22 protein-coding genes and 1 pseudogene are annotated in these 23954 nt (G+C 43.0%); 7 read left to right on the forward strand and 16 right to left on the reverse strand.

Annotated elements, in window-relative coordinates; translation table 11 throughout:
• The first annotated feature begins 115 nt into the window (after positions 1-115).
• Complete coding sequence (gene rarD / locus KUL10_RS04340) at positions 116-1027, forward strand: EamA family transporter RarD (RefSeq protein ID WP_110427687.1); 912 nt, start codon at positions 116-118, stop codon at positions 1025-1027.
• Here rarD and KUL10_RS04345 read toward each other — a convergent pair.
• The 3 genes and pseudogenes from KUL10_RS04345 to uvrD all read right to left on the reverse strand — a co-directional run bounded on the left by KUL10_RS04345 (position 1024) and on the right by uvrD (position 7527).
• Complete coding sequence (locus KUL10_RS04345; protein ID WP_110427688.1) at positions 1024-4170, reverse strand: efflux RND transporter permease subunit; 3147 nt, start codon at positions 4168-4170, stop codon at positions 1024-1026. The genes rarD and KUL10_RS04345 overlap by 4 nt on opposite strands.
• A pseudogene (locus tag KUL10_RS04350) lies at positions 4170-5138 on the reverse strand (efflux RND transporter periplasmic adaptor subunit); the annotation flags it as partial. The gene KUL10_RS04345 and the pseudogene KUL10_RS04350, both read right to left, overlap by 1 nt.
• A 220-nt stretch (positions 5139-5358) precedes the next feature.
• Positions 5359-7527 (reverse strand): DNA helicase II, encoded by a 2169-nt coding sequence (gene uvrD, locus KUL10_RS04355; protein ID WP_110427689.1) that lies wholly within the window; start codon positions 7525-7527, stop codon positions 5359-5361.
• A gap of 265 nt (positions 7528-7792) precedes the next feature.
• On the opposite strand from uvrD, the gene cysE reads away from it, so the two are divergent.
• On the forward strand, positions 7793-8623 hold the full coding sequence (gene cysE, locus KUL10_RS04360; RefSeq protein ID WP_233499702.1) for a serine O-acetyltransferase: 831 nt from the start codon (positions 7793-7795) through the stop codon (positions 8621-8623).
• A 65-nt stretch (positions 8624-8688) separates the two neighbouring features.
• Here cysE and KUL10_RS04365 read toward each other — a convergent pair whose 3' ends face one another.
• The 9 genes from KUL10_RS04365 to KUL10_RS04405 all read right to left on the reverse strand — a co-directional run bounded on the left by KUL10_RS04365 (position 8689) and on the right by KUL10_RS04405 (position 15572).
• Positions 8689-8964 (reverse strand): hypothetical protein, encoded by a 276-nt coding sequence (locus KUL10_RS04365; protein ID WP_110427690.1) that lies wholly within the window; start codon positions 8962-8964, stop codon positions 8689-8691.
• A gap of 120 nt (positions 8965-9084) precedes the next feature.
• Positions 9085-9765, reverse strand: a complete 681-nt coding sequence (locus KUL10_RS04370) for an HAD-IA family hydrolase (RefSeq protein WP_233499703.1) — start codon at positions 9763-9765, stop codon at positions 9085-9087.
• A gap of 32 nt (positions 9766-9797) precedes the next feature.
• Positions 9798-10739, reverse strand: coding sequence for a tyrosine recombinase XerC (locus KUL10_RS04375; RefSeq protein WP_110427692.1), 942 nt, complete (start codon positions 10737-10739; stop codon positions 9798-9800).
• Positions 10740-10761: 22 nt separating this feature from the next.
• A complete protein-coding gene (locus tag KUL10_RS04380) occupies positions 10762-11439 on the reverse strand; it encodes a DUF484 family protein (protein ID WP_110427693.1) in 678 nt (225 codons plus the stop codon).
• On the reverse strand, positions 11436-12266 hold the full coding sequence (dapF, locus tag KUL10_RS04385; RefSeq protein WP_110427694.1) for a diaminopimelate epimerase: 831 nt from the start codon (positions 12264-12266) through the stop codon (positions 11436-11438). Before dapF ends, KUL10_RS04380 begins: the two co-directional genes overlap by 4 nt.
• Before the next feature lie 123 nt (positions 12267-12389).
• Entirely contained in the window at positions 12390-13640 is a 1251-nt protein-coding gene (lysA, locus tag KUL10_RS04390) for a diaminopimelate decarboxylase (protein WP_110427695.1), read from the reverse strand.
• Positions 13640-13831 carry a lipoprotein gene (locus KUL10_RS04395; protein WP_110427696.1) on the reverse strand — a complete coding sequence of 64 codons (192 nt, stop codon included), beginning with the start codon at positions 13829-13831 and terminating at the stop codon, positions 13640-13642. The genes lysA and KUL10_RS04395 overlap by 1 nt, the downstream gene beginning before the upstream one ends.
• Positions 13832-13952: 121 nt before the next feature.
• Positions 13953-15029 carry an MJ1255/VC2487 family glycosyltransferase gene (locus tag KUL10_RS04400; protein WP_110427697.1) on the reverse strand — a complete coding sequence of 359 codons (1077 nt, stop codon included), beginning with the start codon at positions 15027-15029 and terminating at the stop codon, positions 13953-13955.
• A gap of 24 nt (positions 15030-15053) precedes the next feature.
• A complete protein-coding gene (locus KUL10_RS04405; protein ID WP_110427698.1) occupies positions 15054-15572 on the reverse strand; it encodes a phosphatase PAP2 family protein in 519 nt (172 codons plus the stop codon).
• A 196-nt stretch (positions 15573-15768) separates the two neighbouring features.
• On the opposite strand from KUL10_RS04405, the gene rraA reads away from it, so the two are divergent.
• A complete protein-coding gene (gene rraA, locus KUL10_RS04410) occupies positions 15769-16254 on the forward strand; it encodes a ribonuclease E activity regulator RraA (RefSeq protein WP_110427699.1) in 486 nt (161 codons plus the stop codon).
• A 14-nt stretch (positions 16255-16268) separates the two neighbouring features.
• Here the strand turns inward: rraA and KUL10_RS04415 are convergent, their stop codons facing one another.
• Genes KUL10_RS04415 through mpl form a run of 3 tightly spaced genes read right to left on the reverse strand, consistent with a single transcriptional unit; the run spans position 16269 to position 19088 of the window.
• Positions 16269-17057 (reverse strand): S1/P1 nuclease, encoded by a 789-nt coding sequence (locus KUL10_RS04415; protein ID WP_110427700.1) that lies wholly within the window; start codon positions 17055-17057, stop codon positions 16269-16271.
• A 47-nt stretch (positions 17058-17104) separates the two neighbouring features.
• The gene (locus KUL10_RS04420) at positions 17105-17728 is read right to left on the reverse strand and encodes a flavin prenyltransferase UbiX (protein WP_110427701.1); all 624 of its coding nucleotides are present in this window, start codon (positions 17726-17728) and stop codon (positions 17105-17107) included.
• On the reverse strand, positions 17718-19088 hold the full coding sequence (gene mpl / locus KUL10_RS04425; RefSeq protein ID WP_110427702.1) for a UDP-N-acetylmuramate:L-alanyl-gamma-D-glutamyl-meso-diaminopimelate ligase: 1371 nt from the start codon (positions 19086-19088) through the stop codon (positions 17718-17720). Before mpl ends, KUL10_RS04420 begins: the two co-directional genes overlap by 11 nt.
• A 231-nt stretch (positions 19089-19319) precedes the next feature.
• Here mpl and KUL10_RS04430 point away from each other — a divergent pair, with 231 nt between their 5' ends.
• The 4 genes from KUL10_RS04430 (at position 19320) to KUL10_RS04445 (ending at position 23197) form a co-directional block, all read left to right on the forward strand.
• Positions 19320-20291, forward strand: a complete 972-nt coding sequence (locus tag KUL10_RS04430; RefSeq protein WP_110427703.1) for a class 1 fructose-bisphosphatase — start codon at positions 19320-19322, stop codon at positions 20289-20291.
• Positions 20292-20426: 135 nt separating this feature from the next.
• Entirely contained in the window at positions 20427-20960 is a 534-nt protein-coding gene (ppa, locus tag KUL10_RS04435; RefSeq protein WP_110427704.1) for an inorganic diphosphatase, read from the forward strand.
• Between the two features lie 92 nt (positions 20961-21052).
• The gene (locus KUL10_RS04440; protein ID WP_110427705.1) at positions 21053-21517 is read left to right on the forward strand and encodes a DUF3299 domain-containing protein; all 465 of its coding nucleotides are present in this window, start codon (positions 21053-21055) and stop codon (positions 21515-21517) included.
• Positions 21518-21577: 60 nt separating this feature from the next.
• Positions 21578-23197 carry a methyl-accepting chemotaxis protein gene (locus KUL10_RS04445; protein ID WP_110427706.1) on the forward strand — a complete coding sequence of 540 codons (1620 nt, stop codon included), beginning with the start codon at positions 21578-21580 and terminating at the stop codon, positions 23195-23197.
• Positions 23198-23235: 38 nt separating this feature from the next.
• On the opposite strand, the gene KUL10_RS04450 is transcribed toward KUL10_RS04445, so the two are convergent.
• Entirely contained in the window at positions 23236-23949 is a 714-nt protein-coding gene (locus KUL10_RS04450; RefSeq protein WP_233499704.1) for a 2OG-Fe(II) oxygenase, read from the reverse strand.
• Positions 23950-23954 lie beyond the last annotated feature (5 nt).

Raw genomic sequence — 23954 nt, forward strand, 5'->3', positions numbered from 1 at the left:
ATTTAATACTATTATCCCTAAAGCGGCGGTTTTACTGCTTGAATATTGTACTTTTATGCTCCACAATCCGCGGAATTCTTCCTCTTCAATTCTCTCAAAATCTCGCAAGGCTGATATGAGCGACAATAATAGTGTTAAATCCGGTGTGATATTCGCACTTTGTGCTTATACCATGTGGGGGCTTGCGCCCATTTATTTCAAAGCACTTGCGGCTATCCCTGCGCCAGAGGTTTTAATGCACCGCGTGTTATGGTCGGTGGTGGTTTTGATCGTGCTTATCAGCGCACTCAAACATTGGCCGAAAATAAAGGTAGCGCTCTGTTCACCTAAAATACTGTTAACACTGTTTTGTGCTGGGTTTTTACTCGCGATAAATTGGCTCCTGTTCATTTGGGCAGTTAATAATGGACACATGCTTGAATCAAGCCTCGGTTACTATATCAATCCTTTGATTAACGTCTTTTTTGGGCGTTTGTTTTTAGGTGAAGTACTCAGGCCGGTGCAAAAGGCAGCCGTTATCATTGCATTGACAGGTGTAGCGATTCTTGTGTTCAATTTTGGTCAAGTACCTTGGATTGCACTCACCCTTGCGGTCAGTTTTAGTACTTACGGTTTGCTGAGAAAGCAAGTAAAGGTCGATTCGATACCTGGTCTGCTGATTGAAACTCTCATGATGTTGCCCGCTGCAATCATATACCTAATTTGGTTTGCTGAAGTATCAGGTGATTTTGCTACTAACACCAGCCAGCTCAATCTGTTACTGCTGGCGGCAGGTATTGTTACCACTGTGCCGCTGTTATGCTTCACGGCTGCCGCAAGACGAATCAAGTATTCAACACTTGGGTTTTTCCAATACATTGGTCCATCATTGATGTTTATCTTGGCCGTGCTCATCTACGACGAAGTATTGGATACAGCAAGGCTTATCACCTTTGGTTTTGTGTGGTTGGCTTTAGTCGTATTTTCTTATGACTCGATCAAAGCGTATCGCGCCGAAAGAAAAGCATTAAAGCCTGAGCCCGTTTAAACCTTTTGTTGTTCTGGTTCTACATTTGGTGCTTCTTGTGCTAAGTCAATATCTTCTTCTTGTTTGTGATTAGACGCTAACACCATGTATACACTCGGCAAGACCAACAAGGTAAACACCGTCCCCACAAGCATGCCTGCAACCAATATAATACCAATACTGTTTCGAGCCTCTGCGCCTGCCCCAGTCACCAACACTAATGGGAAGTGACCCAAGACAGTGGCGGCCATCGTCATCAATACTGGCCGCAATCGTGTTTGCGCGGCTATTTGAATTGCTTGAAGCTTTTCGTGCCCCTGTTTTTGCATGTGATTGGCAAATTCAACAATCAAGATCCCGTTCTTAGCAATTAGGCCGACTAGCGTAATAAAGCCAACTTGTGAGTATATGTTTATCGTAGTGAAATCGAGAAAGGCAAACATGATCGCACCGCTTAATGCCAACGGCACGGAGCCGAGCAAAACCACTAATGGGTCTCTAAAACTATTAAACTGAACTGCCAGCACCAAGAAAACAAAGAAAAGCGCAACAAGTAAAACGCCTTCAAGCGTGTTGCCTTCCAGTCTGATTTGACGAGATTCACCCGCGTAATCAACATTATAGTCTTTGGGAAGGATATCAGCGGCTGCCGCCTCTAAGGCACTTAGACCTTGCTCTTTAGTCGTACCTGGAATCACTTCGCCATAAATCCTGAAAGCATTTTTTTGTTGGAACTTAGTTAACACTCTCGGAGCTGTTTCATTGACTAAAGTGGCGATTGAGCGCACTGGCACTAAGTCGCCATTTGGCGTTCTTAGTTTTAAGTCGAGTATGGCTTCTGGATTGGCCCTGCCATCGCCATCAATCATCGGGATCACACGATACGCACGACCATCTTGGTTGTAACGATTAACAAAGTTTCCTGACAAAAATACACCGAGTTGCCTAGACACACTGCTTAAATCCATCCCCAAATCCGCAATGCGTTCGCGGTTCAATAAAAAGCGCACCTGAGGCAGATCGATTTTTAGGTCCGTTTCGGCAAATAAGAATTTACCGCTGGCATTGGCTGCCGCGACCATTTGGTCAGCGTATACTTTCATATCTTGATAAGGGTCGGTGCTTAACACGACTAACTCGACTGAAAAATTGCCTGCGGTCGGCAGTGCAGAATCTAAAACAGGAAAGGCCTTTAAACCAGGTACACTAGAAAGCTTTGCAAATGCCTGCCAAAACATATCCTGAACGGGTTGGCTACGTTCATTTGGATCGACAAAGTCTACCCCTGAAAAAGCCCCATTGGGATTAACGATTTGCCACATAAATTTAGCACCTTCTAACTCTTTCATTGTGTCGACTATGTCATCCATGTGCTCCATGCTGTATTGCAAAGAGGCGTTGGATGCAGACTCAACAATGACGTTGATAGAGTTTTGATCTTCTGTCGGTGCGAGTTCTTTAAGCGAAAACAAATAAAAGGGAATAGCCAGCAATGTAAAGAAAATGGCGATAGTAAGTACTTGTGCTTTTAGTTCGATTGTCTTTAATAGTACCTTGCCATATTTATCTTGAAGATAGGCAAATACCTTGTTTACTTTGCGCGTTAACCTGCCTTCTTTGCCACCCTCTGGGCTGGCGTAAGCACTCATAATCGGAGATAGCGTAATCGCTACAAATCCTGAAATTAACACGGCGATAGCCAAAGTAAATGCGAATTCTTTAAACAATGCACCTGTCAGGCCTGATAGCAAACCAATTGGCGCATAAACCGCTGCAAGGGTGACGGTCATGCTAATAATCGGTGATAGCAATTGGCGTGAACTCGCCAATGCTGCTTGCATACGAGTCATGCCATTTCGCATGTATCGAGCGACGTTTTCGACGACGACAATCGCGTCGTCAACCACAAGTCCAACCGACAGTACAATCGCTAAAACAGTGAGTAGGTTAAGAGTGAAACCCATCAAGGTCATGGCTGCCACCGCACCCAAAATAGAAATTGGAATGGTGACCAATGGCACAAGCGCAGTTCTAAACGAGCCCATCATCGCAACTACGACTAGGCCCACTAAGATGACGGTTTCTGCAAGTGTGATAAATATCTCACGCAAGGCTGAACGCATGTAAATGGTGCCATCAAAACCGTCGGTTATGCTCAATCCTTTGGGTAGAGTGGGGTTTATTTCCGCAAGCTTTTCATACAGGTTATCGCCAATCTCAATTTCGTTGGCACCGGGTAATGGCCATACAGAGATATATAAAACCGTATCTTTGTCGAGTCTGGAGCTGACTTGACCTTCTTCTTGACCAAGGCTTAATCGCGCCACGTCTTTTAGGCGGATTTGTGCGCCTTCTACTTGGCGAATAATCAAGTTTTCAAAGTCAGATACTTGGCTAAGTGATGTGTCAGTGAGCAAGCCTATGCGTTGATTATTATTTTCTGCCGCACCGACCGTCGCAATTAAGTTATTAGCACGCAATGCCGCAGAGATATCCTCTGCTGAGACATTAAATGAGGCCATTTTGTTAGGGTCTAGCCACACTCGCATGGCTGGTGAACGCCCACCTTCTAAGCCGACGCGTTGCACACCATTGATCGTTGATAAGTTCGGTACCACACGTCTGGACAGATAATCAGTCACTTCAAGACGGGACATACCCGCTTCTTCTTCGTCAAAGTTAACCGTTAGATAAAACACTGCAAAGGGACGGTCTGCTCTGACGACTTGAACTGAGGGATCTTCCGCACCCTCGGGCAGTTCAAACCTGATTTGATCAAGTCTTGATGAAAGCTCGGCCAGTGCTCGCGTCGAATCAACACCTAAACGAAGCCATACCGTTACTGTGCTCACGCCGGGCGTTGTGCTTGATTCAACATAGTCTACGCCGGGAACAGAAGCCGCTGCTCGCTCGATAGGTTCGGAGATAAAGCCCTGCACAACTTCTGCAGAGGCACCAACATAAGGTGTGGTAATCTGCAATGACGCGCTTTCGATGCGCGGAAACTGCAAGATTGGTAACTCAACGGCCGCTCTTAGGCCAACTAGCACAAGCGCTAATGACAAGACAATTGCCAACACAGGGCGAGTGACAAAAATATCCATAATAGAGCGTTTTGAATCACTCAAATCGACAATTTGTTCGCCAATTTTAATATTTTTCATTATTGGCTTACTCGTGCGGCATTAAGTGACGTATTTTCAGCGATATTGACAAGCATACCTTCGCGAAGTTTATACGAACCCATTGTGGCAATAAGGTCTCCATAAGAAAGCCCGCTTTTCACAACAGTTTGGTTGCTTTCTTGAGTAATGGTTTCTATCGGTTTTCGAGTCGCGCGATAGCTTCCACTGTCATCTTTATTTAGAGTATAAACATAGGTACCAAATGCATCGTAGCGGATAGCAAGTGTGGGCAAGATAATGACACTTTCAACTTGCTCAATTGGAATATCGATGCTGACCAAACTGCCTGGTTTAAAATGCACTTGCTTGTTTTGAGTCTCTTCGTCAAACCTTAGTTCTGCTCTGACCATCATATTACGGCTGGTGGTTGAGATTTCTTGTGCTAGCGCGATAACAGACGCTTCGCCTGATAGTTGGCTAGCAGATGTCACTGTGACTTGAGTGCCTTCAGATAAATAAGCATATTCTTGAGGCACTTGAAAATCTATCCATACTTCATTTGCTAAGCCATTGACTCGCGTAATCACGGTGCTGGCGGGTAAAAAACTACCGACTTCTAAACGATGTAGACCCGCTTTGCCGCTAAACGGGGCTTTTAGTGTTTTCTTGGCGATTGTTGCTCTGAGTTCTTTTTCACGTGCTTCTGCAACTGCTAGTTGTGCTTTTGCTCTGTCGTATTGGTCTTTACTAGAGGCTCTACTTTTCAGTAATTCACCAAAGCGATTGACGTCTAAATTGGCGATTTGTATTTCAGCTTCGATGGCTTCTAACTGAGCAAGTTCGTTGCTGATGTCTAGTTGAACAAGAATGTCGCCTTGCTCGACAATACCACCGCTTTTAAAGCCAACTTTTGTAATCACACCTTCTAGTTCATTGCGTATGTCGATACTGCGCGTTGGCACAACTTCACCAGTGACGTTAAGTCTAGGTTGCCATGAGTTGGGTGTAGCTTCAACGGCGTGAAGCTTTTCACTGGGTTAGGGAAATGACTCGCCAAAAGCGATAGCCGCTTTGACTTGAGTAAACTTAATAAAGCCCAAACCAGCGAACACGCTAATACAGACTAAAACAGTGATAAACCAACGACGAAGATGCATGTTTCAATAGACCTTATACTTACAGTACCGAGTAGCACTATAACTTTAGACTCTCTATAAAGATCACATATTAAATTTTTGTTAGCTTGGCATAGGTAAGCACTAACCACTTAGTGCCAAAGGTGTCGAAATTAACTTGAACACGGGCATGATCACCCGAGCCTTCGTAGTTAAGCACCGTGCCCTCGCCGAACTTGGCGTGTTGAACGCGCTCGCCTAGTTTGAAGCCGCTTTCCATAAATGCTTCATGTGAGGTGGCCGCACTAAAGCGATTGTGCACAGGTTGTGAAACTTGACTGCGTAGCCTTATCTCTTCGATATATTCATCGGGGATTTCTCGGATGAAGCGAGACGCGGTGTGATATTTGTCTTGCCCATAAAGCCTGCGGGTTTCTGCATAAGTGATGATTAACTTTTGCATCGCACGTGTCATGCCGACGTAGGCTAATCGGCGCTCTTCTTCAAGTTTGCCAGGTTCGTCGTTACTCATTTGACTCGGGAACATGCCTTCTTCAACACCTGCTAGTACAACAAGCGGAAATTCGAGACCCTTAGCGGTGTGAATTGTCATCATTTGAACAGCATCTTGGTCGGCGTCGGCTTGAGAATCTCCTGCTTCTAAAGAGGCATGCGCTAAGAAGGCAGACAAAGGACTCATTTCTTCGGCTTCATCAGGTGCGCTGAATTGCTTACATGCGGTAACAAGTTCTTCTAAGTTTTCAACTCGCGCTTTTGCTTTTTCGCCTTTTTCAGCTTGATACATGGCGTAAAGGCCAGAATGATTAATAACGTGATCCGCTTTTTTCTCAAGTGGCAAATCTTCGATATCAGCGCGCATTTTAATAATTAGCTCAACGAAGCCTTGCAACGCATTGGCTGCGCGACCATTGAGTTGTTTTTCTTGCAACATGCGCGTGCTAGCTTGCCATAAAGAAAGATCCTGCTCGCGTGCAAACTCTCTGACGTTGCCCAAAGTTTTTTCGCCCAAGCCGCGTGTTGGAGTATTAACAACACGTTCAAACGCGGCGTCGTCAATGCCTTGATTGATCAGTCTTAGGTAGGCAAGCGCGTCTTTAATTTCTTGGCGTTCGAAAAAGCGAAGACCGCCATAAATACGATATGCCATGCCCTCGTGCAATAATGCTTCTTCAAGTACACGAGATTGGGCGTTATTGCGGTATAAAATGGCGCAGTCTGCCAACGCGTTACCGTCTTCACTAAAGCGCTTGATGCTAGAAACAATAAAACGGGCTTCATCGAGTTCATTAAAGCCTGAATAAAGCGCGATTTTGTCGCCTTCACTGTCTTCGGTCCATAAGTCCTTTCCTAAGCGGGCAGGGTTGTGGCTAATGACTGCGTTAGCTGCGTTCAATATGTTGCTTGTTGAACGGTAATTTTGCTCTAGACGAACAGTTGACGCGCCAGGATAGTCTTTAAGAAAATGTGAGATATTTTGCACATTAGCGCCACGCCAGCCATAGATAGACTGGTCGTCGTCGCCTACGATCATCATGTTATTGTTTTTGCTGGCAAGCAGTTTCAGCCACGCGTATTGAATATTGTTAGTGTCTTGAAACTCATCCACCAGTACGGCGCGAAAACGCTTTTGATAGTGTGCCAAGACCGTTGGATTATGTAGCCATAGTTCGTAGGCTCTTAGCAATAGCTCTGCAAAGTCAATTAATCCCGCTCGGTCACATGTTTGTTGATAAGCGGCGTAAATTTCACGCATTTTTTCTTGCGTGTCATCGTGATGCGTATCAATGTCTTTAGGGCGCAGTCCTTCGTCTTTATTACCGTTGATATACCATTGAATTTGTTTAGGTGGCCATTGCTTTTCGTCCAAATTCATCGACTTCAAAAGGCGTTTTATTAGCCTGTATTGATCATCTGAATCAAGAATCTGAAAATTTTGTGGCAACTTGGCTTCTTCGTAATGACTGCGCAACAAACGATGAGCAACGCCGTGGAACGTACCAATCCACATGCTTTGTAAATTTTGCTGCATCAGGCTTTCAATACGGCCTTTCATTTCACGGGCGGCTTTATTGGTAAAGGTTACCGCCAGAATTGAGTATGGCGCGATGCCTTCGACTTCCATCAACCACGCGATACGATGCACCAGTACTCTGGTTTTACCGCTACCTGCACCTGCAAGTACGAGCATGTCAGAAGCGGGTGCAGCGACTGCTTCACGTTGTTTATCGTTGAGTTGATCGAGTAATAAAGATACGTCCATTAGTTCTCATTAAGGCGTTGGGCTTGTGATACATTGAGACGACAAGCTTGGTTCTTATTTATGACGTGGCGCAGCAGCGCCAGCACGCGAATGACAAAGGAGTATAACAAAAAAGCTGTGAATTTATACAGCACTTATGAAGGCTTGGTTTATTTTGATCTCAAACAACGCATATCCCATATTGTTTTTGTTTAACAAAACTGAAAGCAATACTTGGTTATTAAGGTCTGATTGCTTATGATCGGAGTTAAGGGATAGGATGAATATGATTAACTCAAAGGTTGCCGATATGCCGCAAACCCAATACTGCAGTGACGAATTTTGGAAAGTGCTAAAACAAGAAGCGCAGACCGTTGCAAAGCGAGAGCCTATTCTATCGAGTTATTTGCACGCGTGTATCATCAACCATCATAACTTTGAAAGCTCACTTAGCTTTATTCTGTCAAACAAGCTTTCTGATGATGTCATGCCAACACTCACTGTGCGCGAAATGTTTGATGAAGCGTACATGTTGAGTCCGGAAATAGTCGAAGCGGCAATCATTGATGTACAAGCTGTGGTAAATCGCGATCCAGCGGTTTCTGAGTTATTACCCGTTGTTCTTCATTTTAAAGGCTTCCATGCTTTGCAAATTCATCGCTTAGCAAACTACTTGTGGCATAAATCCAGAAAAGACCTATCGCTTTTCATGCAAAGCCGTAATTCCGAAAATACGGGCGTAGACATTCATCCTGCCGCCACCGTTGGTAAAGGCGTCATGTTTGACCATGCAACAGGGATTGTCATTGGCGAAACCGCTGTAGTTGAAGACAACGTCTCGATTCTTCAAAACGTGACACTAGGCGGAACGGGCAATGAACAAGGTGATCGACACCCTAAAATTCGCCAAGGCGTCATGATTGGCTCAGGTGCCAAAATCTTGGGTAATATTGAGATTGGCGAAGGCTCTAAAGTGGGTGCTGGTAGTGTTGTGTTAAACGATGTGCCATGTTGCGTGACCGTGGTTGGTGTGCCAGCTCAAATAGTCGGTAGGCCAGACTGCAACATGCCCTGTGATTCTATGAAGCAGAATGTGCTTGAGGACGAATCCGAGTAATCACTAAACGCTATGTCGTATAATTAAAGTGCTTGTGTTTTAGTGTTCATAGCCCTGTATGAACACTAAAACTCATACGGCAATCGACGTTTTTGCAAGCCAGTAATAATACACACATTCGCCTGCTCGGCTGATTTCGACTTATCGATGCGTTGAGCTTCACGGCTTAGGTTTTTGACCATCGCCTTAGTGAATTGACGAGATCCCTGTTTAACCGCCCAATCGATCGGTTTGTCGCACCAGTTACCCGCTGTTTTCTTCTCTTGAGCCCATGCTGAGTGGGTGCTCGCTAGCAATACAACTGATGCTGCTAAAGCGCTTAATTTAGTTTTGGATAACATGATTTTATATTCTTTTTATTATAATTAGCCCACTACAAACCATGAATGAATGATGAGCTGCAACTTCCATTTAATAGCAAAAGTGTACAGTTTTGTGGCAAAAATACCAAATAAAAGGAGTTAAATAAATTTAAGCAGTTGCGAAAACTCAGTCAACTGAACATTAGGTAACAGTTCAACCTTTTCTTTGCTTAAGTCCATGTTTCGATTAACGGCAAACCAAGCTGACTTGTAACCTGCATTTGTCGCGGCCCATACATCTTTCTTTAAATTATCGCCAACATGAAGGATCTGTGCGGGCGGAATCTTGAGATATGTGGCGGCTGCGTCGAACATGTACGAATCGGGTTTCATGGGTTGTTGACGGCTTGCTTTGTATATCTTAACAAAAAAGTCCGATATTCCAATCTGCTCTAGGTTCACATTGCCGTTGGTGATTGCGACGAGTGGAAGATGATTGCTCAGTTTTTCAAGGACTTCACATATATCTTTTGGTACTTTGAAATTGCTTCGTTCAAAATAGAAATAATCGAAGCAGTCTTTAACGGCATGATTTAGGGCTTCGCCTTGATAACCCGCTTGCGATAAGCCTTTTGTAAGCGTGATTTTGCGTAGCTCGCCCATGTCTGAGCACAACTGCGGATCTTCAATCAATGCACTGCGTTTAAACCCTTGCCAGTCACTTTTGCTTATAGAATCAGTTTGAGCGTAGTTTTTTGCTAGATAAGCATAGAGACGTTTTTCAGCTTCGACGATATACGGCCAATTATCATATAAAGTATCGTCTAGATCGAAGCTCATTGCTTTGATCTTTAATATAGGTTTGTAAACAATCACTTCTTCTTTGCCCTCGGGTGCGCCTTGTCATAGACTTGGGCTAGGTGTTGAAAATTGAGGTGAGTATAAACCTGTGTTGTGGATAAATTCGCATGGCCTAGCAACTCTTGAACCCCTCTTAAATCATTACTAGACTCTAATACGTGAGTGGCAAATGAATGGCGCAGTGTGTGCGGGCTTATTTGTTGGTAAAGCGTTTGATTTTGTGTCCAGTGATTCAACCTCACCTGAACTTGCCTATTGGATAGTCGGGTTTTGCGTTTGGAAATAAACATGGCCTGTTCATCAGCAGGTGGATCGAGCGATGGGCGCACTTTTAGCCAAGCCTTAACGGCATCATAAGCATGTTTTCCAACTGGCAAAACGCGTTGCTTTGAGCCTTTACCCATTACTCGTATTTGTTTATTACTGCCGATATCATCTACATTAATGCTGGTGAGTTCGGCGAGACGCAAACCGCATCCATATAAAAGCTCTAACATCGCCTTGTCGCGCACGCTTATCCAATCACTGCTATCAAAGCTTAATAAGGCACTCATTTCTTCGGCACTGACTTGTTTAGGCAATAATTTTTTGGTTTTAAGTGCATGAACAGCTTTAGCTGGGTTGGTCGTCATTATTTCTTTTTCGACCAAGTAATCACAGAAGTTGCGAAGTACGGTCAGTCGCAGGTTGATACTGGTGGTTGATAGCTTTTCTTGGTTTAAAATCGCTAACATATGTTTGATGCTATCTACATCAAGTGCAAGCCAATTATCTAGCATCAAATCTCGTGCAACGGCGATAAGTTGGCGTCTGTAGTTAGTAACGGTGTGTTTTGAGAGCTGCCTTTCAAAGGCTAAATGGTCGATAAACTCGATGATATGACTTAAACAACTTTGAGAAACACCTTCTATTTCAATATGGTTGTCAGTCTCTTGTTCATCGAGCTTATTCATTTAGCAAACCACTCAATATAGGCTATACCAGCTCTGGAATGACAGCATTTAGAAATGCGCGTAGTTGGTTAATCAGCAGAGTGTCCATATCAGGGGTGAAATGGCTTTCGTCTTTGCTGCCAATTGCCAACAGACCCAGTGCTTGATCTTCTCCTAGCAATACAAGTGCACTTGAGGCGGCTACTTGTTCAGCAAATACTAATTGTTTTTCATTTTCACTTAAGCGACCAAAGAAATAATCACTGTTTTTAAAGCGCTTGTCTTTAATTAAGCGTTGTTGAATCTCTGGAAGTGCAGATTCTCCGGAAAACAAATGAATCACTGCAGCACTCAGACCAAGCTTATCTTTAAGCACCTCAGAAAGGGTTGATTTAACTTCTTCAAGCGATGTTGCTTTTAATAACTTTAAGTTCAAGGCTGCAAATACTTCGTAAATTTGCTGGTTTTCACTTGCGATTTCAATTAATTGACTCAGTTTGGTGCTCAGTTGTTTTACTTTTTTTCGCAATTGCTCATTTTGCATTTCAACTAGCGAAATAGAGCCTTTGCGAGCATCAGGGATCTCAAGGGTGTGTAATAGATCGGGATGCTGTTTGAAAAACGAAGGGTTATCTAATAAAAACTGTTTGACGCTGGCTGCTTGATCCGTGTGTGTTGCTTCGTCAATTTGAGCAACATTGGTGTTACCTAATTCATTCATATGTTCATCGTTCCATCAAATACGTGTTCGGCCGGACCTGTCATTTTCAAAGCTGCATCTGTACTTGGCCATTTTATATTAAGCGTGCCGCCTACCAGCCTGACCTTAACGTCTTTGTCTAATTTGTCTTGTTGTATACCAATCGCAACGGCGGCGCATGCTCCACTGCCACATGCCATTGTTTCGCCAGCGCCTCGCTCGTAAACGCGCAGTTTAATTTCGCTACGACTGATGATTTGCATAAAACCGACGTTAACACCTTCAACAAATCGCTCGTGTGCACCCAATAGTTTGCCAACTTTTTTCACATCAAAGGCTTCGACGTCATCGACTTCTAATACGCAGTGAGGGTTACCCATCGAAACCGCACCGCAAAAATAAGTCGCATCGTCTTCTCTGATGATGTAGGTGTTTTCTTGTTTGTTGGCCTTAAACGGTATTTTGGCAGGCTCGAATATGGGGCGCCCCATATTAACGGTGACCAATCCATCTTTTTCGATGTACAAGGTCATTCTGCCTGATTTGGTGCTAACGACAATTTTGTTCTTATTAATTAGGCCTTTGTTTTTGACAAACTTAGCGAAGCACCGCGCACCGTTACCACATTGACTGACTTCACTGCCATCCGAATTAAAGATCCGATAATGGAAATCTTGGTCAGGGTCATAAGGGGGCTCAACCACTAGCATCTGATCGAAACCAATGCCAAAGTTGCGATCAGCGAGTTGTTGGATCTTTTCTTTTGAGAAAAATACATTTTGGGTGACGTTGTCAATCATGACAAAATCGTTGCCCAAACCATGCATTTTTGAAAAGTTAATTAGCATTTTATTGTTATCTCATTTTTTAGCTAATAGTGTATGTCACTAATATAAACTATATCCTATGAGATGCGCCTGTACATTCGAAAAAAGAAAAAGACTCATCTCAACGCGTCGTGCTAGTACTTGTTAGTCGATGACGCTTTCTAATTCCCATAGTGATGACAATTTTTCTCGCTTTCTCACCACATGAACGTTGTCTCCGTCGACCATTATCTCTGCAGGTCTACAACGGCTATTATAGTTACTTGCCATGACAAAGCCGTAGGCGCCTGCACTTTTAACAGCTAAATAATCTCCTGGTTGAATGGCTAGCTCTCGGTCTTTACCTATAAAGTCGCCAGTCTCGCAAACTGGACCTACTACATCATAAATACTGGATTGCGCCTCAGTTTTGAGATTTAAGGGTACGATATTCTGCCAAGCACTGTACAATGCGGGACGCAGTAAATCGTTCATCGCAGCATCGACAATCGCAAAATTTTTATCTTCGCCTTCTTTTAAAAATTCAACTTTGGTTAACAGCACACCCGCGTTAGCCGCAATTGCTCTGCCTGGCTCCAAAATGAGTTTTAGATTTTCGCGGCCTCTCATTTTTTCGGCCATTGCGGCCGCGTACTCATCAGGGTGAGGAGGCGTTTCATCATCATATGTGACACCTAAGCCACCACCAACATCTAAATGACTAATGATGATGCCTTCTTCCGCTAATTCATCAATTAACACTAATAGTCTCTCTAGTGCATCTACAAACGGACTAATTTCGGTCAGTTGAGACCCAATATGGCAATCCATACCCTTTACATCAAGATGTTCGAGCGTAGATGCATGCTTATAGACGGCAAAAGCGTTATCCCGCGCAATACCAAATTTATTGGCTTTTAAACCAGTTGAGATATATGGGTGCGTTTTTGCATCTACGTCTGGGTTGATGCGGATGGAAATTGGGGCCCTCACGCCTAACTCGCCAGCGACTTGGTTAATTCGAGTAAGTTCTGGTTCTGACTCAACGTTAAAACACATGATGTTTTTTTCTAGCGCAAAGGCTATTTCGGCTTCTGTTTTTCCGACCCCTGAAAATACAACTTTAGTGGGGTCGCCGCCAGCAGCAATAACCCGAGATAGTTCGCCTGCAGATACGATATCAAAGCCTGAGCCTAACTTTGCAAGTACCGACAATACGCCAATATTTGAATTTGCTTTTACTGCATAGCACACAAGATGATCATGCTCTTTTACTGCGTTGTTAAACGCATGCCAATGACGCTCTAAAGTTGCTCTAGAGTATACATAAGTAGGTGTTCCATACTCTTGAGCAATTTGCTCAAGGTTTACATATTCTGCAAACAATTCAGAGTTTTTATATGAAAAATAATCCATTAACTACTTTGCTCCTCATTACTCGCTTCTATGTCAGAAGCTTCTTGTGTGTTTAAGGTTTTTGCTTCACTTTGTTCTTGGTTGGAAGTTTCATTTGCTGGTTTTGGCATGACAAGCGGTCCACGTTGACCACAGCCAAATAAAAACAAGCAGGCACTCGTCAAAATCAGTGCTTTTGTAAGTCTATTCATAAGTAAAAAAAACGGCGATACGATTGCTCTGAACAATGCACTGCAAAGGGGTAAAAAGCAAGTGTATAAGCAGATTAAAAGCTTATATTATTTGCCTTTATTATTGGTTTGATAACTTGCCTTAGACAGGTAACTTTTGTTGTACCTCAGACGGAAACTTGACTTGTGTCCATAGTTGTTTGCAAATTGACGCAGTGTTTCCCCATTCTCCAGCTAATAACCAGTCGATTAATTGATGTGGGTCTGACGGAAAAGTAACAGCATTGCCATGTGCACTTTCGAGCCAATCTTCAATCGACTCTGTATCCAAATGATAAATTGCATGGCTTAGACCAAGCTCGTGCAGCACTTTAGCATTTGATAGTTGTTCGAATTGTCCACGAAGTGGTTTTATTAGCAACGGTTTACCTAAACTTATGCATTCAGTGGCTAATTCGAAACCCGCATTTCCGATAACATTCTGGCAATGATTAAGTGCTTGTTGGAAGCCTCGTTTGCTAGGTGCATGCCATTGAATATTCTGCTCTTGAAATGAGCTTTCTATTTCTGGATGGAAGCATGTAAATGAAGTTTCACTTAGTGGATGTAGCGCACTTTTTATCTCATCGAGTGATTCGAAGGGTAAATAAACCAAGGTATAGTTTGTTCGTTTTTCATTTCGATTTTGCTGATGATTTAGCACACCTGGTTCTACAAAAGGAGGCATGATAGATTGATTGTAATGATACCAATGAACCCCTAAAGAATATTGAGTAGGAGCAAAGTACTTAGTTAATATGTTATCTATAAAATCGACCCCGTCAGTGGGAACCGATTGACTAAATGCGGCTTGATGGCTAATCGAAAGCGAAGGTTTGTTTTGAAGTTTAGCGGCCCATGCTGATATAGGTTCAAAATCATTTAGTACCAAATCGTAGTCATCTAACTTTAGTCGATTTACGTCACGAACAAAGGTGATGATTTTTGCTTGCTTAATTGTCGCAAACCTATCGATACTGCCATTTCGAGTGATGAAAGTTAATCCTTCTTTGGTGTCAAATTGACCAAATTCTTCCATATCAAAGTATTTGCTTTTTTCTCTGCCAGAAAAGAGATAGTCCACTTCAATATCATTGCGTTGTTGGAATGTCTTATTGAGTATGCGAGCTCTGGTTATGTGGCCATTTCCAGTTCCTTGAACGCCGTATAATATTTTCATGTAGTTTCTTGCCTCAATCGTACTCTATGCCAACAAGAAAATACTTAAGCCAGCAATACTCACACCGAGCAACGTACCTGCGAGCACATCGGTAGGGTAATGTACCCCTAACAAAATTCTGGATAATCCAACTAAAGTTGCCCATGGCAAGGCGATTAGTGCATAGCTTGGATAAAAGTAGGACACTATGGTTGCCATTAAAAATGCAGCAGCGGTATGGCCCGACGGTAGACTGAATTTATCTGATGGTGTGATCAGCGCCTTATAGTTCATTAGCTTCATAGCCGGCCTTGGACGCTTAAAATACTGTTTTAATATCAAATATAAAGGTATTTCAAGCGTATACGCCATGATGGCAGTATAGAAAAACAACTGGCCATGGTGACTGTCTGCATAAAAAAGTACTAAACCCAAAATTAAATAAAGATGTCCGTCCCCTGTTTTTGACAAATACCGAATATGATCGCAATTGCGTCCACTCATAAACTTGTTAAACCAGTAAAACAGACGCGTATCCAGTTCACTCACTTTTTCTAGCTTCATGCGAAGTCCACGCTTAATAATTCTCAAGCGTAACTTAACCCTTTTGTATTACTAAGCCATGACAGTTTAAATGCAGAAATATGACAATTTTAAATATTGATGGCTTCAATTTGAGATTGTGTTTGTATAAAGTTTGGACAGCTTGTATCTTTGATGACGCCTAGTAGTTTCACTTCCCTAACGTTTAGGAATGGTAATGGAAATTAATACTTCTGAAATTTGTGATATTTATGCTGATAATGTTGACGTTCTCGAACCTGTGCTATCAAATTTTGGTGGCCGCGACGCATACAGTGGTGAAGTACTTACTGTAAAGTGCTTTGAAGATAAAGGATTGGTTGATAAAGCGCTGGCAACACCGGGCTTAGGGAAGGTGTTGGTGATCGATGGCGGTGGCTCAACGCGTAGAGCGCTAATAGATGCCTATAATGCGCAAATGGCAATTGAGAATGAGTGGGAAGGGATTGTTTGCTATGGAAGTGTTAGAGAAGTTGACGTGCTGGCAAGTTTGGATATTGGTATCCACGCAATAGCGGCGATTCCTGTGAATGCAGGTATCAAAGAAGAAGGTGAAGTCGATATTCCGGTAAATTTTGCTGGCGTCACGTTTTTACCGGAAGACTCTATTTATGCCGATAGCACTGGAGTTGTGCTATCAGCAGAGATACTTGACTTAGACTAGCGCAAAAATCTGTTTTATTCATATAGCTCATTGAGATAAGCAGCAATTCGCACGCCTGCTTGTTGCAACCTAAGCGTGGCTGTCGGTAAGTGGTGATACAAATAATCCCAAGACAGTCTTGTTTCGCCTTCTTTGGGATACACAGTGTCGCGCAGTTGGGCGCTCTCTTCTATATAAATCAATGGATTTGATGTCATCCACTCACTAGCTTGCTCTGATGTGATCTTGCTTCCAAGCCAATTAGACCACTCTGTATACGACAATTGTCTTCTGTCGAGTAAACCAGAATCCCACACGCGATGAAGGTTTGAATCTTCCCAAAAGAATTCTACTTTAACATCGTTTCCACCACGATCTGTACCATCACCTGCGTGCAATGGCTGATGCAAGTCACCAATAATATGAACAATAAAACGCAGAGCCAATTGTTTATCCTCTACACTCGCGTTTTTATCTTTGATTACTTTACTAAATTTCTCTAGCGCGGTCATTGAATCACCTTTTTTGGGTGCGCCTACTTCATGATAATGTTTACCTTTTGGGACGGTAACATAGTGATATGGACCTGCTTCTTTTTGCCAAAACTCATCAGGGTTAGAACGCATTTCATCTGCATATGTGGACGCTTCAGCCAGAGACTCATTTGGCAATAGTTTTTCGATTTCAGCTTTTGCTTTATCACTAAGGTATTGTTCGGCAATTTCTCCACTGATGCGATGACCAATTTGCCCCCAAGCATATGCATGAGTGGATACAGCAATAGTGAAACCAATAAGCGCAAGTTTTTTTAACAACGATTGCATGGTGTTTCCTCAATTATCTAAAAGATTCAAACTAAACAAGATGTGATTTATGTGTGTCTGCCTGCATCATACCCCCAACGAGCCATGAGTTTTTGGTCTACACCAATATGATCCAGAATTCTTGCGACTACAAAATCAACTAGGTCAGCGATAGTTTTGGGTTGATGATAAAACCCAGGGGCAGCGGGCATAATGGTGACGCCCAATTGCGACAATTTTAACATGTTCTCAAGATGCAGACTGGAAAATGGCATTTCTCTGGGTACTAAAATGAGTTGTCCGCGTTCTTTGATCACCACATCTGCTGCACGCTCAATCAGATTATCACAAGCGCCCATGGCTATCGAAGACAGCGTGCCGGTTGAACATGGGCAAACGATCATTTGTTTTGGGGCGGCAGAACCGGAAGCGACCGGTGAAAACCAGTCTTCTTTTCCGCAAACCGTAATTTGCCCTTCGCTTGCTTTAAAGCGTTCTTTGAAAAATATATCCAATTGTTCTTTTTTGGATGGGAACTTAATGTCTTCCTCGGTGGCGAATACTACCTTGGCAGCAGAGCTAATAAGTAAAAAAATATGATAGTTTTCATTTACTAACTGTTCGATTAGCCTAAGGGCATATGGTGCGCCTGATGCACCCGTGATCGCTAGCGTGATACTCTTATTTTGCAAACTTCTCTCCTAACGCATCTAACATGCGTTGATGAATACCGTCGAAACCACCATTGCTCATAATTAATATATGATCACCAGCACTCGCAATCGACGTGACTCGCTTGACTATATCTTCGACATCTTGGTATACATCTACGTCGATTTTACTGTTTGCGACCAATTCTGTTAATGACCAGTCTAATCCCGACGGTTCGAAAAGAGTGACATGGTCAGCACCTTGCCAAGACTGCGCTAACTGACTTTTGTGCACGCCCATTTTCATCGTATTAGAGCGTGGTTCCAGCACGGCAATGATTTTTTGATTACCAACTTTGTGTCGCAAGCCTGTTACGGTCGTTTCGATTGCGGTAGGGTGATGAGCAAAATCATCATAAACGGTCACGCCACCTACCGAGCCTCTAACTTCCATTCTGCGTTTTACGTTCTTAAATGTACTCAGGGCATCAATGGCATCTTTGATTGATACGCCAGCATGGTGCGCTGCTGCGATTGCCATCATTGCATTGTTGACATTATGGTTACCAATTAAAGACCATGAAACCTCTCCTGCCAACTCACCTTTGTGATGCACCATAAATTGGCTGCCATCAGTTTTAATTAGGGTGCTCTTCCAATCTGACTTTTGGGCGTTACCAATAAATTGTTGTTCACTCCAGCAACCCATTTCTAAGACAGCGTCTAGGTTGGGATCTGCAGCGGGAGACAATATCAATCCATTGGCTGGCACACTCCTCACCAAGTGATGAAATTGTTTTTTAATCGCCCCAAGGTCTTCAAAAATATCAGCGTGGTCAAATTCTAGATTATTCATTACTAATGTCCGCGGCCTGTAATGAACAAATTTAGAACGCTTATCGAAAAAAGCACTGTCGTATTCGTCGGCTTCAATAACGAAAAAGGGGGATTCACCCACGCGCGCGGATACACCAAAGTTCTCTGGTACGCCGCCAATTAGAAATCCAGGCTTCAAACCAGCGTATTCAAGCATCCACACGAGCATACTTGTGGTGCTAGTTTTGCCATGTGTGCCGGAAACACCCAGTACCCACCTATCTTTCAGAAGATTATCAAGCAACCATTGTGGACCACTTGTATAAGGTAAATTGCGGTCTAAAACGTATTCGACAGCTGGATTCCCTCTTGCCATTGCATTGCCAATCACCACAATATCGGGACTGGGCTCGAATTGAGACACATCGTAGCCTTGTGATAACTCGATTCCCAAAGCTTGAAGTTGAGTGCTCATTGGTGGGTAAACGTTGCGGTCAGAGCCAGTGACTGTATGTCCCATCGACTTTGCAATTGCGGCAATGCCGCCCATGAAGCTGCCACAAATCCCCAAAATATGTACGTGCATTTCTTATAGTTCTCGGTGTAAACGATTGATTTTTCTTTCTACTTCTCACTTTAACACTTGTTATCTTTGAGTTCGAATGAAAGCTTTGGTATATGCTAAAACAATCTGTGGTCGCAATTTGAGCGCTAGATAGGTAAACTTTGGTTGCGACACTTCGTTAATTTCCATTCGCAAACACACACCTTCCGCGAGTGGATTTTATTTAACAGCACGTTAAGGAACAAACTTGCAATGAAACGTTTAAACTCTCAACTTCAACAGGACGGCGCGCCTCTTGAACTCATATTACTAATTAGAACACTACTTGCTGGCTGCAAAGAAATATCCTTTCGCGTAAGCCAAGGGGCGCTCGCCGGCGTATTGGGCTCAACACTGAGTGAAAATGTTCAAGGCGAGACACAGAAAAAGTTGGATGTTATTTCCAATCAGATTTTAAAAGATATTTTGAAAGAGTCTGGCTATGTTAAAGCGATATCATCTGAAGAAGAAGATGATGTAGTCGCGTGTAGCCCAGATGGAAACTATTTGGTGAGTTTCGATCCACTTGATGGTTCATCCAACACTGAAATCAATAGTTTGATAGGCACGATATTTTCAATCGCGCATGCACCGCAATGGATGAAGCCGGACGATCCTTCTGCATTCTTGCAACCAGGCACACAAATGGTTGCAGCTGGGTATGTGCTGTATGGTCCATCAACCATGCTAGCGATGACCACTGGGCGCGGAACGCATCTATACACGCTCGACAAAACCCATGGCGGCTTTCTTTTGACTGAAGCCAACATCAAGCTACCAGAAGATACCAGTGAATTTGCAATTAATGCATCTAACCAACGCCATTGGGAAGAACCGATTCAGCGCTATGTTGCAGATTTGATTGCCGGTTCTGAGGGGCCACGTAAAAAAGACTTTAATATGCGTTGGGTCGCCGCGATGGTAGGTGACATTCATCGCGTCCTTTGTAGGGGCGGCATTTTTGCTTACCCATTTGATAAACGAAACCCTAAAATGCCTGGTAAGCTCAGACTTCTTTATGAAGCAAACCCAATGGCATTTTTAATCGAACAAGCTGGCGGTTTAGCATCAACAGGTGAAGGTCGAATTATGGAGGTTATGCCTTCTGAAATTCATCAACGCGTGCCTGTTCTTTTGGGTTCGAAAAACGAAATTGAGACTTGTTTAAGCTATTACGAAAAATAGCTTACGTCTCTCGTTTTGTTGTAATACTAAGACATCAGTCGCAAGTCCTAGACTTGCGAATGTTTGTCTTTATAGTTGTGGTGGTTTTTCTTATAATCGCGCCAGTTTTTAATAAAGTTAATTAGGATAAGTCAAATGAGCTTAAATGATGTGCCTGCGGGTAAGAACCTTCCGGATGAAGTGAACGTTATTATTGAAATCCCAGCTTACTCATCGCCAGTTAAGTATGAAGTAGATAAAGACACCGGTGCTTTATTCGTAGACCGTTTTATGGCGACATGCATGCAGTACCCAGCCAACTACGGTTACGTTAATAAAACCTTATCTGATGATGGTGACCCAGTAGATGTGCTTGTAATGTCGCCGCATCCTTTGATTGCAGGTTCAGTCATCAAGTGTCGCCCAGTTGGCGTGCTCAATATGACTGATGAATCTGGACAGGATGCAAAGGTTATTGCTGTTCCTGTTGATAAGCTTTCTTCAATTTATACTGATGTGAAGAACATTGAAGACGTTCCAGCATTACTAAAAAGCCAAATCGAGCACTTTTTCAGTCACTACAAAGATTTAGAAAAAGGTAAGTGGGTAAAAATTGAAGGTTGGGCTGATGTTGATGCAGCCAAGGCTGAAATTACCTCTAGTGTCGAAAGATATAATACAGGCGCTTAATTCTACTTTTGTGTCATAATATGAAGTCCGCTTAGTGCGGACTTTTTTGTATCCAAATAAAAAATAGATGAAAACCATTGAAGGGTGGGTAGATGAAAAAATATTTGTTAGCTTGTTTTACCTTGATTTCGCTCTTTGCTCAGGCACAACAACCCCTTGAATTATATTGGGAAGATATGGTGCCTAAAGACTACGTAGTTCCACCCGTAGACGTCAATCACAATGGTAATATGTCTCAAGTTGAACCTAACGCCCCTTTAGTGTTAGCCCTAAACAATCAATATGTAAAAATTCCAGGCTTTGTTGTCCCCCTTGAAGGTGACGCAGACAGCATAACTGAATTTCTGCTTGTGCCTTACTTTGGTGCATGTGTGCATGTGCCTCCGCCGCCATCAAATCAAATAGTTTATGTAAAATTTTCTGAAGGTGTGCCGATAGATAACTTATATGACGCGGTTTGGGTCACTGGAAAGTTGTCTACTGATGGCTGGGTGGGTGACATAGCAAGCGTTGGTTACACACTTGCAGGTGAGAGTGTTATTGACTTTGAAGGTTAGTCCCTCGATTCAATAGTATCTTAAAGCCTGTTGATTAAGCATGGTTTTTTAGGTGACACAATGAATTTCTTGGCAAGATTATCTATCGCTCAAAAGTTGTTTCTGATTCCAATTATTGGAACAGTTAATTTTCTTCTTTATGTTGGTATCACTACAAACACAGCTTTTAACAATGTGAGCGTTCTCGAGAAGGCGCGCGACGTCGAATTTCCTGCATTGCTTGCTTCAAGAAATGCACTTGTAAGCATGCAAAACGTTAAAGAAAGCTTAAGTAGCGCCGTCACTACGGGTGATGAGGAGAGTCTAGATCGCGCAAACAACCTTGCCGATGATACAAGAGAAAACCTTACTGCCATCGTTCAGCTAAACGATGATTTGGCTATGACTGTTACGCCTATCCTGCAATCTTTTGACCGCTATTACGACATCGCTTTCGGTGTGAGTAAATCAATGGTCGATAACACTGCTGACTTTAGCAAAATCGGGCAACTTAGCACCGAGATGAATGATATATTTGAAAACACAACAAACAATTTGACCAGCTTTAGTCAAAGCAGATTGAGTGCGTTCGAAAGCGCAATACAAGAATCAAACGAAGCCGCATCTTCGTTGATATGGGTCGGTTTAGCAATGGGGCTGATTACCACCTTAGTGTTGTTTGCTACCGCATTCCCTATCGTTTCTAACTTACGAAAAAGCATTGTAGATGTGGTGTCTTCATTGAAAGATATTGCTCAGGAAGACGGTGATTTGACCGTGCGCATTAATACGAAGAACCAAGATGAAATTGGCGACTTAGTATTCTGGTTCAATCAATTTATTGAAAAGCTACAAAGGGTTGTGAGGGATATCGGCAATTCAAGCAAGCCGCTTTCAAATCTCGCAGCGAACCTGAATCAGGTCTCCGGTAATGCGCGTCAAACCATCGCTGCACAACAAATGTCAGCGGCCGACGCAAAAGCTGCTGTAGATAACATGACACTGAGCGTTGGTGCAGTTGCACAAAGTGCATCCGAAGCTGCTTCGGCAGCAAGTGAAGCCTCTACTGCTGCAGACGACGGTCAACGTGTGGTAAACCAGACAGTTAATAGTATTCAAAGTTTAGCCGCAAGAGTAGATGAAACAGCGGTTGTAATTCGCAAGCTCGAAGAAGATTCGAATCAAGTGGGTGTGGTGCTTGATGTGATTAAGGGCATTGCTGAGCAAACTAATTTGCTGGCATTAAACGCAGCTATAGAGGCGGCTCGTGCTGGTGAGCAAGGTCGTGGTTTTGCAGTTGTTGCTGATGAGGTAAGAACACTTGCTTCTAGAACGCAACAGTCGACTGAGGAAATTCAAGCGACGATCGAACAGTTGCAAAATGCAGCTAGATCCGCAGTAACAGTGATGGCGAAAGGAACAGAGCAAGCAACTGTGAGTGTTGACGAAGCAAATAAAGCGGGCTCAAGTTTGATAGCGATTACTGAAACAATCACAAGAATTACCCAGATGAACGACCAGATTGCTAATTCTACAGGTGAGCAACAAGCCGTTGCAGACACCATTTCTGCAAACGTGGATGACATTAACTCCAGAACAGAAGATACAGCCTCTAGTTCTGAGCAATTGAGTCATGTCAGTGATGAGTTGGAGCAATTAGCCAATGACTTTAACAAGATTATGCAGCAATTTAAGTACTAATACAGATACCCGAAGTATGTCTTAATAAGCGTTTGAGCTTATCGAGATAAATTAAAAATGCGTTCAGCAGGGTTGAATAATACCCAAGAAGTCAGAATGTACTTATCGTGGCTAATCGGCACATTACCGCGATGTGTATGCGTAAATCCGCTCGGTGCTATCACCATTCTGCCTGTTTTGGGCTTTATCTTTTCTTTTTGGTAATAGAATTCAGTTTCTCCGCCTTCATCAACGTCATTTAGATAAAACATAAATAAAAGGTTGCGATGCAAGGGCTCTACGCTACCTTGTTGCGGATAGTTTTCAGAATGCCAATATGGATATCCGCCATCTCCAGCCGTATAACGTTGTGCATTTATATCGCCTAGGCGAAATAGGTGTTCAACCAAAGCAGGTATGCTAGGAGCTCCTAAAGTGTCAAAGTTTTCATCAGTTAATGCCACAGGCGCTTTTGTGTCTGGATCGGCCATTGTTAACGCTATTGGCCCTATCAAAGCAAAGTGAAAGTCTTTAAAGTACTCAAAAATATGGTGAGTCGTATACTGCAATACTTGCTGGTTCAGCTGTTGGAATTCTTGATGTCTAGAGATGGAAACATCTGTTGACTTCTTCATTGCCTCATTTACGCCGCCACCTGTTCGACCAGGCATAAGGTGCTGACTTTGTTCAAAGGTACTGATGATTTGCTTACAAAGTGATTGAGGAATCGCATCGTCAATCACTCTTATAAAGTCTTTGGTGTAATGGCTCACATCAC

It is taken from the genome of Glaciecola sp. KUL10, from assembly GCF_003203515.1.
Classification (GTDB): domain Bacteria; phylum Pseudomonadota; class Gammaproteobacteria; order Enterobacterales; family Alteromonadaceae; genus Glaciecola.

Coding starts and splice junctions, on each gene's coding strand:
- KUL10_RS04445 (WP_110427706.1), top strand. CDS start 21,578: ATGAATTTCTTGGCAAGATTATCTATCGCTCAAAAGTTGTTTCTGATT.
- cysE (WP_233499702.1), top strand. CDS start 7,793: ATGATTAACTCAAAGGTTGCCGATATGCCGCAAACCCAATACTGCAGT.
- rarD (WP_110427687.1), top strand. CDS start 116: ATGAGCGACAATAATAGTGTTAAATCCGGTGTGATATTCGCACTTTGT.
- KUL10_RS04365 (WP_110427690.1), bottom strand. CDS start 8,964: ATGTTATCCAAAACTAAATTAAGCGCTTTAGCAGCATCAGTTGTATTG.
- lysA (WP_110427695.1), bottom strand. CDS start 13,640: ATGGATTATTTTTCATATAAAAACTCTGAATTGTTTGCAGAATATGTA.
- ppa (WP_110427704.1), top strand. CDS start 20,427: ATGAGCTTAAATGATGTGCCTGCGGGTAAGAACCTTCCGGATGAAGTG.
- mpl (WP_110427702.1), bottom strand. CDS start 19,088: ATGCACGTACATATTTTGGGGATTTGTGGCAGCTTCATGGGCGGCATT.
- uvrD (WP_110427689.1), bottom strand. CDS start 7,527: ATGGACGTATCTTTATTACTCGATCAACTCAACGATAAACAACGTGAA.
- KUL10_RS04375 (WP_110427692.1), bottom strand. CDS start 10,739: ATGAATAAGCTCGATGAACAAGAGACTGACAACCATATTGAAATAGAA.
- KUL10_RS04345 (WP_110427688.1), bottom strand. CDS start 4,170: ATGAAAAATATTAAAATTGGCGAACAAATTGTCGATTTGAGTGATTCA.
- KUL10_RS04380 (WP_110427693.1), bottom strand. CDS start 11,439: ATGAATGAATTAGGTAACACCAATGTTGCTCAAATTGACGAAGCAACA.
- KUL10_RS04405 (WP_110427698.1), bottom strand. CDS start 15,572: ATGAAGCTAGAAAAAGTGAGTGAACTGGATACGCGTCTGTTTTACTGG.
- KUL10_RS04400 (WP_110427697.1), bottom strand. CDS start 15,029: ATGAAAATATTATACGGCGTTCAAGGAACTGGAAATGGCCACATAACC.
- KUL10_RS04415 (WP_110427700.1), bottom strand. CDS start 17,057: ATGCAATCGTTGTTAAAAAAACTTGCGCTTATTGGTTTCACTATTGCT.
- KUL10_RS04440 (WP_110427705.1), top strand. CDS start 21,053: ATGAAAAAATATTTGTTAGCTTGTTTTACCTTGATTTCGCTCTTTGCT.
- KUL10_RS04395 (WP_110427696.1), bottom strand. CDS start 13,831: ATGAATAGACTTACAAAAGCACTGATTTTGACGAGTGCCTGCTTGTTT.
- KUL10_RS04430 (WP_110427703.1), top strand. CDS start 19,320: ATGAAACGTTTAAACTCTCAACTTCAACAGGACGGCGCGCCTCTTGAA.
- KUL10_RS04370 (WP_233499703.1), bottom strand. CDS start 9,765: ATGAGCTTCGATCTAGACGATACTTTATATGATAATTGGCCGTATATC.
- dapF (WP_110427694.1), bottom strand. CDS start 12,266: ATGCTAATTAACTTTTCAAAAATGCATGGTTTGGGCAACGATTTTGTC.
- rraA (WP_110427699.1), top strand. CDS start 15,769: ATGGAAATTAATACTTCTGAAATTTGTGATATTTATGCTGATAATGTT.